General features: G+C 70.5%; 13 protein-coding genes and 1 pseudogene. 5 read left to right on the top strand and 9 right to left on the bottom strand.

The genetic code is table 11. The annotated features are described in order from the left end of the window. Position 1: 1 nt before the first annotated feature. The gene (locus HFP48_RS30820) at positions 2-499 is read right to left on the bottom strand and encodes a DUF4383 domain-containing protein (RefSeq protein WP_210432862.1); all 498 of its coding nucleotides are present in this window, start codon (positions 497-499) and stop codon (positions 2-4) included. Positions 500-1,095: 596 nt separating this feature from the next. Between HFP48_RS30820 and HFP48_RS30825 the strand changes: the two genes are divergently transcribed. Then, positions 1,096-2,454, top strand: a complete 1,359-nt coding sequence (locus tag HFP48_RS30825; protein WP_168581180.1) for an APC family permease — start codon at positions 1,096-1,098, stop codon at positions 2,452-2,454. Between the two features lie 22 nt (positions 2,455-2,476). Here the strand turns inward: HFP48_RS30825 and HFP48_RS30830 are convergent, their stop codons facing one another. Further along, a complete protein-coding gene (locus HFP48_RS30830) occupies positions 2,477-3,091 on the bottom strand; it encodes a hypothetical protein (RefSeq protein WP_168581065.1) in 615 nt (204 codons plus the stop codon). 38 nt (positions 3,092-3,129) lie between these two features. Continuing rightward, the gene (locus tag HFP48_RS30835; RefSeq protein ID WP_246872680.1) at positions 3,130-3,891 is read right to left on the bottom strand and encodes a superoxide dismutase family protein; all 762 of its coding nucleotides are present in this window, start codon (positions 3,889-3,891) and stop codon (positions 3,130-3,132) included. A 578-nt stretch (positions 3,892-4,469) separates the two neighbouring features. On the opposite strand from HFP48_RS30835, the gene HFP48_RS30840 reads away from it, so the two are divergent. From HFP48_RS30840 to HFP48_RS30855, 4 genes are all read left to right on the top strand, one after another. Continuing rightward, positions 4,470-4,895, top strand: a complete 426-nt coding sequence (locus tag HFP48_RS30840; RefSeq protein ID WP_246872730.1) for an STAS domain-containing protein — start codon at positions 4,470-4,472, stop codon at positions 4,893-4,895. 22 nt (positions 4,896-4,917) lie between these two features. After that, positions 4,918-5,136 (top strand): hypothetical protein, encoded by a 219-nt coding sequence (locus HFP48_RS30845; RefSeq protein WP_168581067.1) that lies wholly within the window; start codon positions 4,918-4,920, stop codon positions 5,134-5,136. Between the two features lie 23 nt (positions 5,137-5,159). Beyond that, positions 5,160-5,591 carry a PRC-barrel domain-containing protein gene (locus HFP48_RS30850; RefSeq protein ID WP_168581068.1) on the top strand — a complete coding sequence of 144 codons (432 nt, stop codon included), beginning with the start codon at positions 5,160-5,162 and terminating at the stop codon, positions 5,589-5,591. A 992-nt stretch (positions 5,592-6,583) separates the two neighbouring features. Further along, positions 6,584-7,747, top strand: a complete 1,164-nt coding sequence (locus tag HFP48_RS30855; protein ID WP_168581182.1) for an alpha/beta hydrolase — start codon at positions 6,584-6,586, stop codon at positions 7,745-7,747. A gap of 23 nt (positions 7,748-7,770) precedes the next feature. Here the strand turns inward: HFP48_RS30855 and HFP48_RS30860 are convergent. The 6 genes and pseudogenes from HFP48_RS30860 to HFP48_RS30880 form a co-directional block, all read right to left on the bottom strand. Next, positions 7,771-8,156, bottom strand: a pseudogene (locus HFP48_RS30860) (four-helix bundle copper-binding protein). Between the two features lie 50 nt (positions 8,157-8,206). Beyond that, entirely contained in the window at positions 8,207-8,875 is a 669-nt protein-coding gene (locus tag HFP48_RS31970; RefSeq protein WP_246872682.1) for a potassium channel family protein, read from the bottom strand. Next, entirely contained in the window at positions 8,875-9,189 is a 315-nt protein-coding gene (locus HFP48_RS31975) for a hypothetical protein (RefSeq protein ID WP_246872684.1), read from the bottom strand. The genes HFP48_RS31970 and HFP48_RS31975 overlap by 1 nt, the downstream gene beginning before the upstream one ends. Continuing rightward, positions 9,186-10,580, bottom strand: a complete 1,395-nt coding sequence (locus HFP48_RS30870; RefSeq protein ID WP_168581069.1) for a DUF2254 domain-containing protein — start codon at positions 10,578-10,580, stop codon at positions 9,186-9,188. Before HFP48_RS30870 ends, HFP48_RS31975 begins: the two co-directional genes overlap by 4 nt. A gap of 7 nt (positions 10,581-10,587) precedes the next feature. Continuing rightward, positions 10,588-11,145, bottom strand: a complete 558-nt coding sequence (locus HFP48_RS30875; protein WP_168581070.1) for a YetF domain-containing protein — start codon at positions 11,143-11,145, stop codon at positions 10,588-10,590. Positions 11,146-11,408: 263 nt separating this feature from the next. Further along, positions 11,409-12,647 carry a cation:proton antiporter gene (locus HFP48_RS30880; protein ID WP_168581071.1) on the bottom strand — a complete coding sequence of 413 codons (1,239 nt, stop codon included), beginning with the start codon at positions 12,645-12,647 and terminating at the stop codon, positions 11,409-11,411. Between the last annotated feature and the right edge of the window lie 20 nt (positions 12,648-12,667).

Consider the following 12,667-nt stretch of genomic DNA (forward strand, 5'->3'; position numbering starts at 1 on the left):
ATCACCCGATTCGCCGGTCATCACCCCTGGTCACCTCATTGTCGTAAGAGGGAGCGGTGGTGCGACTTGCCCGGGTGAGCGAGATTCCGAGCGCGATCATGCCGACACCGAGGGTGAAGTGGAGCCAGTCGTCGGCGGTGTTGAGGGGAATGAAGTTGGAGGGCCCGGTTTTGTCGATCAGCAGCCCGAAAATCCACAGCGCCAGATAGATCAGGCCCCCGAGGAGCAGGTAGATCGCGGCCGCTGACGCTGCACGGGCCGCGGCGATACCGGCGAGACCGAACACCACGTGGACGAGGTTGTGCAGCACCGACACCTGGAACACGCCGAACAGCATCGCGCCGGAGTCGTGGCCGGTGCCGGCGAGCTGGTCGTGGTCGGAGGTGATCCCCGGGATGAAACCGAGGAGGCCGACGAGTAGGAACGCCACCCCCACGATCAGAGACGCGATCTTCACAGGGGTGTGGATCCGGGGTGGACGAGAATGTGGAGTTGCCATCGTGCGTCCCTTCGCGCGATCGGTGCAGGATGTGCCCCTCCGAACGAGGGTTTCCTGCGTGTGCCGACGGCAAACCTCCGTGCCTGTCGCCCCGCGTTCACCGATCCCCCCGGCACGAGACAGGTACCGGCGAGAAGAGAGCCCCTCATGTTGCCGCGTTCGTGATGCGGGCCGTCCCGCGTCCTTCTCGGACAGGCCCGGGGCATGGTGGGGGAGAGCGGTACCCGGTCGAGTTCGACCACGCCTTCATTCTGCTGCCTACGTTGTCGCAGGACCGATGTACCGGTCGTCGAGATCGCACGGCAGTGGGTCGAGACCACCCCCGGTACCGGGCACGGAGGCACGCGCTCCTGCGAAGGGGCGCAGGAGCGACCGAACTGGAAGACCTCAGGCATCGGGGAGGTGATGCGCGCCGTGCATACCGTTGCGGGGTCCTCGGCCCCGTCGCAAGGGGGTGCCCCGGATGGACGGGCCGAATGCCGAGGCGCTGCCCTCTCCTGGCGGGGTTTCGGCTGTGCCGACCGGGGTAGGCCACCGGGCGAGGACCCGGCCGCCCTCCGGGCGGGAGTCGGAAGCCGCGACGAGTGCGAGAGGAGGTGGCGCCGGTGCCGTCGGACACCGAGAACGACAAGAAGCTGTCGCTGATCGGATCGGTCGCGCTGGGGACCGGGGTGATGATCGGTGCGGGCATCTTCGCCCTGGTCGGGCAGGTGGCCGAACTGGCCGGATCCTGGGCGCCGTGGGCGTTCGTCGCTGGAGCGGTGGTCGTGGCGTTCAGCGCCTACTCGTACGTGCGGTACTCGAGCACCAATCCGTCCTCCGGGGGGATCGCGATGATCCTCAAAGCCGCCTACGGCCCCGGCGTGCTGGCCGGGTCGTTCTCGCTGTTCATGTACGTGTCGATGATCCTGGCGGAAAGCTTGCTGGCCCGGACCTTCGGCACCTATCTGTTGCGTCCGTTCGGGATGCAGGGCTCGGCGGTGTGGGTGCCGGTCCTGGCGGTCGCGGCGATCGTGGCCGCGACACTGGTCAATCTGGTCGGCAACCGGTGGGTGGAGGGTTCGGCGACGGTGACCGCGGCGATCAAGATCGTCGGGATCGCGACGCTGGCGGTGGCCGGGATCGCCGCCACCGGGGTGTCGGCCTTCTCGCGGCTGGTCACCGGGGGTGCGGACGCGACGCCGCCGGAGGGCGGACTGCTCGGGTTCCTGGCCGGGGTCGCTCTGTGCATCCTGGCGTACAAGGGCTTCACCACGATCACCAATCAGGGTGACGATCTGCGTGATCCCCAGCGCAACATCGCGCGCTCGATCGTGATCGCGATCGCGGTGTGCACGGTGCTGTATCTGCTGCTGACCGTCGCGGTCACCGGGAGCCTGTCGGTGCCGCAGATCGTCGCCGCCCGGGACTACGCCCTGGCCGAGGCCGCCGAGCCGCTGTTCGGGTCCTGGGGGGTGTGGCTGACGGTGGCGGTGGCGGTGGTCGCGACACTGTCCGGTCTGGTGGCGAGCCTGTTCTCCGTCTCACGGCTGTACGACATGCTGCGCCAGATGGGACAGGTGCCAGGGTTGCCGGGGTCGGTGAACCGGCAGTCGTTGCTGATCACGGCCGCGCTGGCGTTGGTGACGGCGACGGTGTTCGACCTGAGTCAGATCGCCTCGCTCGGGGCGATGCTGTACCTGTCGATGGACATCGCCATCCACTGGGGCATGGTCCGTCGCCTGCGCGACGAGGTCGAGTTCGCGACCTGGGTCCCGGCGGTGGCGATCGTGCTCGACGTGCTCGTGCTCGTGCCGTTCGTGATCATGAAGATGCGCACGGATCTGTTCACGGTGGTCGTCACCGCGGTGGTGGCCGCCGCCGTCTTCATGGGGCAGTGGCTGATCGTACGGCGCCGCGGCGACGCCGAGGCCGATCCCCGGTCGTCGGACGGGCGCCGGTCGCAGAAGCGGTGAGCCCGCCCGCGGGCGGGTGATGTCAGTTGACGGTGGGGCGGGTCGGCGGTGGCGGTTCGCCAGGGGTCCAGACGTCGAAGGGCACGTCGAAGGTCACCGAGCCGGCGCGCTCGAAGACGAAGGTGAACGGCACGGCGGTGCCCGGGTCTACGGCGGCGTCGGCCATCTGCACCCGCACGGTGATCGGATTGTCGGGGGCGAGGGGTTTGTCGAGTTGTTCGATCGGTTGGCCGGCGGCCAGGGCGGTGTCCGGGCGCAACTCCAGGGCGGCGGGGTCGGCGTCGATGGTCACCGAGGTGGCCTCCTCTGATTCGATGCGCACCAGCCGGTCGCCGATGTCGACGCTGGTGTTGACGGCGATGAACGCCAAGGTGGGGTCGCCGTACCCGGAGGGGCCCTGCGGTTCCGGTTCGGCGTCGAGGTAGACGTTGCGCAGCAGGATGTGTCCGACTTCGGCGCTGCTGCCGTTGCCGCCGCCGCGCACGTCGGCGGTCTGGGCCTGTTGCCCGGCCCCGCACGCGGCGGTCAGCACCAGCAGCAACGGCCCCAGGACGGCGGGGATCCGGTGGCGTGTCCGAGGGCGTGGGGGACGCGGCGAGAAGACGACGGTCATGAACTTCGGTGCCTTTCCGATCATGGGTGCCCCGAGGCGTGCTCGGGGACAGGGGACGACGCCTATTCGACGACGGCGCAGGCGACGCGGGGTCCGGCGTCGCCGGTGGTGAGGGTTTGCCGGTCGGGGACGGCGGCGCCGTCGGGCAGGGTGTAGCGGGTGGGGATGTTGCCGAAGTTGTCGGGACCGGCGTGCACCACCACGGCCCGCCCACGGCCGTTGTTGTTCAGATCGGCCAGGGTGAATGCGTCGGTGGAGGTCACCAGCAGTCCGCGGCCGTCGTCGCGAACGTAGAGGGAGGTCAGGTCCCCACTGGCCGGGAACCCGGTGCGGTCGCCGAGCTGCAGGTGCCCACCGGCGGAGAGGAAATCACCGCTCTGGTCGCCGTCGGGGGCGGTCGAGTCCGCCTCGCACGTGCCGTTCTCGTGGACGTGGAAACCGTGAAAACCCGGTTCCAGCCCGGACACGCGGGCCTGGATCTCGAGGAAGCCGGCGCGTTCGACGAAGGTGACCGTGCCGGCCGGATCGCCCTCGGGGTCGGCGAAGCCGGCGGTGACGAAGTTGCCGCCGGGTGAGTGTCCGGGCTCGCCCGGGGTCTCGCCGGTGGTCAGCGGCGCCGGCGAGCCGGTGAACACCGACGGGACGTCGGTGGTGGACTCGGGTGGGTCGTTGTCGGTGGTGCAGCCGGCCACGGCCAGGACTGCCGCCCCGGCGAGCAGAACGGCCCCACGCCGTCGCGAGCTCACGGGCCGTCGCGAGCTCACGGCGGGCGGTGTCGGCTCCCGGGTGCAGGGACGAGTGGGGGCGGGGTGCGGCACGGTCATGGTTGTTCTCCTGTCCCTCGAGGGGCGCGTCGCTGTGCAGGGAATGCGACGAACCGGGCCCAGGGACAGTCGGGATGAGCAGTGAGCTGTCGCGCCGATCGTGTCGTGCGCCCGGCTCGGGCAACGCGCATGTCCTGCATCCGCCGTACCCGCACCCCCACGGTCACAAACGAGGTGGGCGCACGTGAGGGGGCGCCGGGACGTGCCGGGACGGCAGGCGGGGGTCGGCGCGCGTGGGGCCCTCCGGTCGCCCCCACCGTCCGTGGGCGGCCCGGAGCAGGGCTGTGGACTGCGGAAACGCCAGGGGTGGTGGGGTGATCGAACAGCGTCTCGGCGGTGCCGCACTCCGCGGCCGGGACCACATGGGCAATGCTCGACCCGAGCATTGCAATCGCATAACCATAGGGCGCTGCACTGCACTCGGTCTTGACGCGGCGCCGGGCGTTACTAGCGTGGAGCGCAGATCGACAGATCCGACCTGCATCCTCGATCTCCGGCCGACCGGGCCGCGTCTGCTCCGATGTCTGCGCGTGGGCACGGTGGTCCCTCGGCCGGGGCTGCACGAACGACATACCGTGATGAACACCGACCCGTCCTTCGCACCTGCCCCGCCGCCACCCCCGGCGCCGGGAACCGCCCTCGCGCCGAGTCCGGCACTGGAGGTCGACCTCGACGCCCGCCTCGACGGTCCTGCCGTGCTCACCGTGCGCGGGGACATCGACATCGCCACCGCCCCCGTGCTCGAACCCCATCTGAGCCGGGCGAGCGCCGACGGCACCGATCTGGTGCTGGATCTGACGGGGGTGCCGTTCCTCGGATGCGCCGGCATGGCGATGTTCGACGCCGCGGCGAACCGGGTGCGTCGGCGGCACGCCACGCTCACCACGGCCGTGCAACCGCACGTGCGGCACATCCTGCACGTGGTCGGCCTCGACACCACACTGATGTGCTGCGACACCGTCGCCGAGGCGGTGGCCGCAGTCCACGACCGCGCCCGAACCTGATCTCCCGGGAGAGGAGAAGACGATGCGCACCCGAAACCGCCTGCCCGGCGTGCTCGGTGTGCTGATGCTGGTGTGGCTGGTCATCGGCGCCGTCGCGGCAGGGCAACGTGGCTACTTCGACGACGCGTCGACCAACTGCGCCAGCGTCGGCACCATCGCCGTCACCATCGTGGCCGGACCGTTGAACTACGCCGGGGTGAACCCGACCGTCGACTGTGAATATCCCCAACCCAGCTCGTAGGGGACGACTTGGAAAGAGAGCTCATGGCAGCGCAGAACCCGCCCGTCCAACCCACTCTGATCGATCTCGACGACACCGACCTGACCCTGGTCGATCCCGCTGACGACATCCGCGGTCGCGCCGTGTACGACCGCGACGGCGACAAGATCGGCACCGTCGACGGTCTGCTCGTCGACGAGCAGCGCAACACCGTGCGGCTGCTGAGAATCGGATCCGGCGGCTTCCTCGGTCTCGGCAAGACCGACCGACTCGTCCCCGTCGATGCCGTCGCGCGCATCGACCCCGATGCGGTCCATCTCGACCGCACCCGCGGCCATGTCGCCGGAAGCTCGCCCTACGATCCGGAACTGGCCCACGCCTCGCAGTACTACGCCGACCTGTACGGCTACTACGGATACCGGCCCTTCTGGGGACCCGGAGACATCCCCCCGCCCGTCTCCCCGCACATCCGGTGACCCGCTACCCGCGCCGACCACCGTCCCTCCCTACCGGCGTCCGGTACGCACGCCCCGACACCTCGCCGTGCGGGCCCGTCCGCACCCGACCGACACCCAGGTGCCTTCTATGACCGACACGAACCGGTATGTGTCCGCACCCGCCGCGACCAGCACCGAGTGGATCAAACTGCATCTGGCCCGGATGGACTCCGAGCCACCACGTTCCGTATCCGACTCCGACCCGCGAACACCTGCCTTCGACATTGCAATACACGGCGGAGCCCCCGCCCCTCCCCACACCGACTCGACCTGAGCGCCTGCACCCCTTCCGGACCGACCCGGTAGGGGCATCGCTGCCCTGTCCGGCCCCGTCGGAGCGGCACCGAGGTTTGTCACCTCGGTGTTCGGGTAGTGCCCAGGCCATGGCCGCTCCGCCTGCTGATTGCCGGCTCGAGCCCCACCGCTGCCCGTATCCATCTGCACCCGATCGGCACGCCGCTGCCGCTGGGCTTCCTGCGATTGGTCGGTGGCCACCGTCTGCTTCGCCGGTCTGCAACTGGCGTGGATACCGCCCGAGCAGGACACGAGGATCGCGGGGGCGGTGCTCGGATCGACCGTGCCGGTGCAGCTGATCGCCTGCGTGTTCGGGTTCCTGGCGCGCGACCCGGTCGCCGGCACCGGGCCTGGGGGTGCCGGCCGGGACGTGGGCGACGGTGGCACTGGTGACGGCAGTCCCGGGCGCGGACAGCGCCGGGCTCGGGCTGGTGCTGCTCGCTGCGGCGGCGGCCATGCTGGTTCCGGCCGCGGCCGCAAGGGGCCGACAAGTGTGCCACGCCACCACGGCCGCGGCGACGGTGATGGTCTGCCACGGCGCGGTGGCGCTGAGCCGGAGCCACCCGGCGACGAGAACCAGATCGGGGTATCACCGCGAGCGTCGTCGAAACCCCCCCCGCACCCCGGGGTGCGCTGCAGGCACGCAGCGGGTTCGGCAATTAGGCTTCGAGGCACACATGGTGAATCGTTTGTCTCTGGCGCCGTGCCCGGTGACCGATTGGAGCGATGAGCGCCGCAGAGCGCGCCTGCGCACCACCCGGTGGGGTCATCACTGGGGGCGGTTCGGGCGACTGCGCCGGGCCCTGGTCTCGCTGGTGCTCGCGCTCGCGGCGATCTCGGCCCTGTACGGGCAGTACTGGCTCCACGACGTGGCCCCGGAGCGGGCCCGGTTGGCCCACACCCGCCCGTACCTGCATTCGATCTTCGACGCGGCCGATCCGGCGGACCACGCCACCGCAGTCGTGGATCTGGTCGGACTGGGCAACCTCGATGCCACCGACACCGCCCGTGCTCTGCCGGCGCTGGCCGAACTCGGGCAGGTGTGGGCGGTGCAGTACGACAACGCCGGCATCGACACCGCCGTGATCAGCCGGATGATCATCGACCACGCCGAACAGGCGGGGGTGGAGCGAATCGTGCTGGCCGGACACAGCATGGGCGGCATTCTCGCCCTGGAGGTGGCCGAGCACGTCGTCACCGACTCGGATCTGAACCTTCTTGCGGTGTTCCTCGACTGCACCCCGATCGATCTGCACGCGGTACGGGCGGACGAACGCGATACCGGTGAGGACCTGTTGCGCTGGATGGGCTGGGTGCCCGGGGCCCGGGAAAGCCGCACCCTGCGGTTGGTGGTCGAGACCGCCGCCCGCAACGACCGCTATCTCGTTGCGCACCGGAACGGGCTGTCCACCGTCGACCCCGGCGCGCTGGCCGAGGCGGTGACCGAAGTACTGCGGGACAAGATCTTCTCCACCGACGCCGCGAGCAACGGGCTGATCGAAGCGCAGTTCCAGGCCATCGTCGCCTCGGGCGCGCTCGATGATCTGCGGGCGCTGGCGGTGCGGCGCGGGGCCCGGCCACGGCCGGCAGTGGTCTTTCTGCGGCCGCGGTACGGCACCGACGACGAGGTCGTCGACGTCGACTACACCCAGAAGGTGCTGTTCGACCGGGTCGGCGGCCCACAGGGCTCGTTGCGGGTGGTGCGGCTGGACGGCACCGGCCACGCCAACCCGATCCAGCAGCCGCAGGCCTACAACGCCGCGGTGCAGGCGAAGGTCGTACCTTTCGTCGATCGCCTCACCGCCCAGGATCTGCGGCCGGTGAGCGCGGGCGGGCGGTGAGCGCGGGCGGTGGGCGCCGGCGCTCAGCCCAGGGTGCCCATCAACTCCCGGCAGGCCTGCTCGCACCGGCGGCACGCGTCGGCACAGGTGCGGCAGTGCGCATGGTGCGAGGCATGCCGGCACATTCGTCGCCGCAGGACTTGCATGCCATCGCGCAGGCTTCGAGCACCGCGCGCGTCAGGTTGGCGTCGTAACCGGTATGCCGCGAAAGGACCCGCCCGGTCGTCTCGCAGATGTCGGCGCAGTCGAGGTCGGTGCGGATGCACGTGACCAGATCCGCCACCGAGTCTTCGCTCAGGCAGGCGTCGGCGCAGTCGATACACGCCTCGATGCAGGCGGCGAGCTTGCCGATGTCGATGCCGCCGAGGTCCTTCGGGTAGCTGTCGAGCATGGTGGAGGCAGTGCTCATGAACGTTCTTCCTTCCGTCCGGGACTGTTCTTCGGTCGAGCCGGATCGCGTTACCGAAGGATCCGGTACCGCCTCGCGTACCCGCCGTGTCCGAGGATTAACACGGAAGACCGGTTCGTTTTCCGGTCGGTGGCGGCGCGTCCTGCTACGAGGCACGCAGCGGCGGGTGGTGGTGATCGGCGGCGAAGTGTGCGCAGATCTGCTCGACGGTTGCGCCGGTGTGCAGGTAGCCGTCGTCCAACCGCCCGGTGAGGCGGCGCGTCTGTTCGTCGAGCATCGCCGCGGCCCGGGCGGACCTCGATCGCGCCCGACTCGGTTCCCGCGGCGAGCAGGCGGGGCAGGTACGACAGCGCGGCGGCGAGCGAGAGATCGGCGTCGGCGTCGCGGAAGAAGTACGTTTCCCCGTATTGCACCAGGTCCAGCTCGATCGCGATCAGCGCATCGGTGACGGAGTCGAGCCACTGCACGGCAACGCTCGTCTCCCCGGCGCCGAGGATCTGCTCGATGCCGGTGGTCGCCATGAGCGTGAGCCGGCGCGCGGTGGCGCGGCGGCGGCTCGGCGCGGGATAGATCTGCAGCACCCAGGAGATCGCCGCGGTGAACAGTATGAACCCGATCAGCACCTGCAACGGAATCAGCAGTCGCAGCGCCGGATAGGCCGGGGTGATGTCGCCGAAGCCGAGGGTGCCGACGGTCACCAGGGACAGATGCAGCGCCATCACCGGGTCCGAGCGGCCGACGGGCGCCGCGCACTGTCAAGATAGAACCCGTCGGGCATGTGCAGCAGGTAGATCAGCGCCCAGCCGAGCACGATCATCGTCGCCCACGTCAGGGCGGTGACCGCCAAGCCGACCGGCCCGACCCGGTCCAGAAACCGGCCCCGCCGGTCGAGCCGGTGGGCGGCGTGCCACAGTCCTCGGAACAGGGCCCGGCACAGCGTGCCCAGGCCGCGGGGATGCCACAACGTGGCGAAGATGTCCCGCAACGCCACCGCGATCAACACCGCCCCTGCTGCGCTCGAGATCCAGGTCACTCCGGGTTCCAGCGCCGTTCGAGGGCCTCGCCCACCTGCCGGGCGAGGTGGTCGAGGCGGCGGCGGGTTGCGGTGTCGTGGTCGGTGACATGCTCGCGCAGGCGATCGAGCTGGTCGGTGATCGCCGTGCGCTGCTCGCCGGTGGCGGCTTTCCATGCCAGCTCCCGCAGCATCGACAGCAGCGCGTCCAGCACCATCGGATCGTCGGCGCCGTAGAGCCGCGGCTGGGTGCACACCAGATCCAGCAGCTCGGCGAAGGTCGGCCGCGCCAGCACCACCCGTACCCGATCGTGCTCGTCGCACTGGGTGTACGGGCCGAGCCGACGGTCGAGAAGGTCGGCGAGGACCGCGGTGCACGAGATCAGTCCGTGCACGGCGGTGGTGGGATCGTTGATCCCGGGCGAGAGGGCCCGCACCACCACATCGGTCAACTGCCGCAGTCCGTAGCCGATGTCCTGGACGGCGGTGCGTTCGCCGCCGGTGCGCAGCGCCGCGCGTACCCGTTCGCTCAGCCGCTGCGCCGCGTCCTCGGTCAACGGCTCCTGCGGGCGGACGGACCAGGAGAACGCGACCGGTGTGCCCGCCAGGACCGGGCTGCCCACCGGGCGGTTTACCCACACCACCGCCTCGGCCTGCTCCGCCGCGGTGAGCAGGGCGTGTTCGTCGATCTCGACGAGGAATCCGGACGAGACCGCTTCGACGAGGTGCGGGTGCGGCGGTGGCACGGGCACCGGCACGGCAGGTGTGTCCCGGCGTGCGGGAGGCAGGAGACGGGTGGCGGTGGCGCAGGTGTCGGCCCGCACCTGCTCGAGCACGGCCTCGACGCGGATCTGCCGGACCAGATGTCCGAGGAACAGCACCAGCGCGACGACGCTGGCCACCGCGAGCAGGTATGCCGTCGTCACCGCCATCTGCGGGACGAACGCGGTGCCGTCGGTGCCGTCGGTGGCGCTGCGGACGGTGCGCAACACGGTCAGCGCGTAGATGAACGTCGCCAGGAACAGCGCCAGGGTGCGTTGGACGACACGGTCGGCGGCGAAGGTGCGCAGTAACCGCGGGGAGTACTGGCTGCTGGCCAGTTGCAGGGTCACCAGTGTCAGCGAGAACGTCAGCGCCGTGACGGTGATCAACGAACCGGCGATCACGCTCAGTACCTCGCGGGCGGCGTCGGCACCGCCCCCGAACAGGTATCCCGCCACCGTCGGTGGCAGCCGGTCATCGAGGGCGGCGTCGAGCTCGGGCAGGCCGATGCCGGCCAGCACGGCCAGCAGCACCGCGGCCGCCGGGACGGGCCACAGCCGGGAGCGCACCGCTTCGACGAACACCTGTCGACGCTTCAGCACAGCCCCGATCGGTCCCCGTCGCCTCCGGGTCCCGGTGTCGTCGGTCATCGCGAGCTCACTCGGTGCCGCCGGCGATCGTCGAGCCCCGGGGACCAGCGTGCTGGCCGGGGCGGGCCACATCCTGCAGTGCCGACCCGTCGCCGAACTGCTCGCGACCGATGACGCTGAGGCTGCCGTCGGTCTCGAGCACCACGGCCGCGACCCGGCTGAGGTCACCGGCGCCGGAGGCGCGGATCGCCTGACGGACCTCGGCGGGACTGACTCGCTGCTGACGCAGCGCCGCCTCGAGCACAGTGCCGCGGTCGACGAGGACGGTGGGCCGGGCGGTGAGGACGGTGCGGCCTCGGGGCCAGCGGGACGACACCATCGCGGCCAGGTACTGCAGGGCGGCCAGCAGAATCAACGCCACGGTCCCCTCGGCCCAGGACACGTCCGCGCTGAGCAGGATCGTCGCCAGGGTCGAGCCCAGCGCGACGGTGACCACCAGATCGAAGGCGTTGAGCTTGGCCAAGGTTCGTTTGCCGGACACCCGCAGCACGACCACCAGGGCGACGTACGCGGCCGAGCCCACCAACAGCACCCGCACCAGCTCCGACCACGCCCCGAACCACATCTCCCGCGTATACCCCGTCGAGGGCCGGGGTATGCGGACACTTGTGACAGGTAACCGCACCGACTCCGAGCCGTCGCCGCACCCGCCAGTGGGACGCGAGCAGGTCGTTCGCTGGATTTGCTGGCTCGCCCGGTGCTCCGGCTCAGCCGTCGAACCCACCTCCCGCGACTCGGCGCCCGGTCGGGATCCGGCGGCCGGTCGGGATCCGGCGGCCGCGACGACGACTTCTGACCGCGCCCCGGCAGAGACCCGGATCCGTCTGCTCACCGGTGCCCGCCGGAGGGCGGAGGCGCCGGGGGCGGCGTGGCGGCACGGCGGTACAGCACCCGGCCGGCCACCGCGGTGACGCCGAAGACCACCGTGCTCGCCGCCAGCACCAGCGACCCCGCCGCCAGCACCGTCTCGTTTGCGCCCATCCGTTCGGCTTCGAGGGTCAGGTAGAACAGCGCCGACACCCCGATCGGACCGAACCAGCCCAGATACAGCCCGTCCGGCATCGACAAGCGCAGCGGCCGGCGCAACAACAGCAGAACCGGCACCCGGCGCAATGTCAGCACCGCCACGACCAGCGCCACCCCGGCCCATCCGAGCTCGGCCCACAGCCGCCAGGGCAGCGCCGCTCCCAGCAGGACGAACAGCGGCAACACCGCAAAACGATTGATCGCCTCGTCGATCGGCACCTCCGCTGCCCGCTCGCTGCCGGTGCCGGTGCCGTTGAATGCCAATCCGCCGACGAACACCGCCAATACCCCGTCGACGCGGATCAACCCGGCGACGCCCAGAATGCCCAACGCGAGTACCACGGTGAAGAACAGGGCGGGCGCCGGATCCGTGGCCCCGTACTTCTCCCCCCAGCGCAGGGCCCGGCCGCCCGCCCATCCGCTCCCCGCCCCCATCAGCACGGCGCCGGCCACTTGCCACAGCGACTCGAGTACCGCCGTGCCCGTCCCCATGCCTCCGGCCACGGCGACCGCGGCCAGCACCAGCGGCAACGCCAAACCGTCGTTCGCCCCGGACTCGAGCGAAAGGATCTGCCGGTTCCGGGCGGGCAGATCCTTCTCGGCGGCCTCCCCGGTCACGACGTTGGAGGCAAGGACCGGATCGGTCGGGCACAACGCCGCACCCAGCAACACCGCCGCGGCCACCGGCACGGACAGCAGCACCCATCCGAGCCCGGCGGTGACCACCGTCATCACCGGCATCGCCACGACCAGCAGCACCACCACCGGCCACCATTGCCGCCGCACGTCCGCTGTCGGATAGCGCAGCGCCACCGCCATCACCGATACCGCCAGTAGGATCCGGCTCGTCTCGTGCAGCAGCGCATGCTCGACCGTCAACGGCGGCACGGTGAGCACATCGAGCACGTACGGCCCGAGCAGCACACCCGTTCCCAGCCCGAGGAGTGGCTCGGATACCGGAAGACGGCGCATCTTCGCCGACAACGCCGTCACTCCCACACCCAGCACGCCGACCGCGGCGAGAACGATGTCGATGACCATGGGGGCAGAGTTTCCCGGGG

The sequence above is a fragment of the Rhodococcus sp. DMU1 genome (assembly GCF_012272955.1).
Lineage (GTDB): Bacteria > Actinomycetota > Actinomycetes > Mycobacteriales > Mycobacteriaceae > Rhodococcus > Rhodococcus aetherivorans.

Bases quoted from the DNA above. Each gene is read 5' to 3' on its own strand.
- HFP48_RS30845 (WP_168581067.1), top strand. From the start codon at position 4,918: ATGCGCACCCGAAACCGCCTGCCCGGCGTGCTCGGTGTGCTGATGCTG.
- HFP48_RS31970 (WP_246872682.1), bottom strand. From the start codon at position 8,875: ATGGCGCTGCATCTGTCCCTGGTGACCGTCGGCACCCTCGGCTTCGGC.
- HFP48_RS30875 (WP_168581070.1), bottom strand. From the start codon at position 11,145: ATGTGGTTCGGGGCGTGGTCGGAGCTGGTGCGGGTGCTGTTGGTGGGC.
- HFP48_RS30820 (WP_210432862.1), bottom strand. From the start codon at position 499: ATGGCAACTCCACATTCTCGTCCACCCCGGATCCACACCCCTGTGAAG.
- HFP48_RS30840 (WP_246872730.1), top strand. From the start codon at position 4,470: ATGAACACCGACCCGTCCTTCGCACCTGCCCCGCCGCCACCCCCGGCG.
- HFP48_RS30830 (WP_168581065.1), bottom strand. From the start codon at position 3,091: ATGATCGGAAAGGCACCGAAGTTCATGACCGTCGTCTTCTCGCCGCGT.
- HFP48_RS30855 (WP_168581182.1), top strand. From the start codon at position 6,584: ATGGTGAATCGTTTGTCTCTGGCGCCGTGCCCGGTGACCGATTGGAGC.
- HFP48_RS30870 (WP_168581069.1), bottom strand. From the start codon at position 10,580: ATGACCGACGACACCGGGACCCGGAGGCGACGGGGACCGATCGGGGCT.
- HFP48_RS30835 (WP_246872680.1), bottom strand. From the start codon at position 3,891: ATGACCGTGCCGCACCCCGCCCCCACTCGTCCCTGCACCCGGGAGCCG.
- HFP48_RS30850 (WP_168581068.1), top strand. From the start codon at position 5,160: ATGGCAGCGCAGAACCCGCCCGTCCAACCCACTCTGATCGATCTCGAC.
- HFP48_RS30880 (WP_168581071.1), bottom strand. From the start codon at position 12,647: ATGGTCATCGACATCGTTCTCGCCGCGGTCGGCGTGCTGGGTGTGGGA.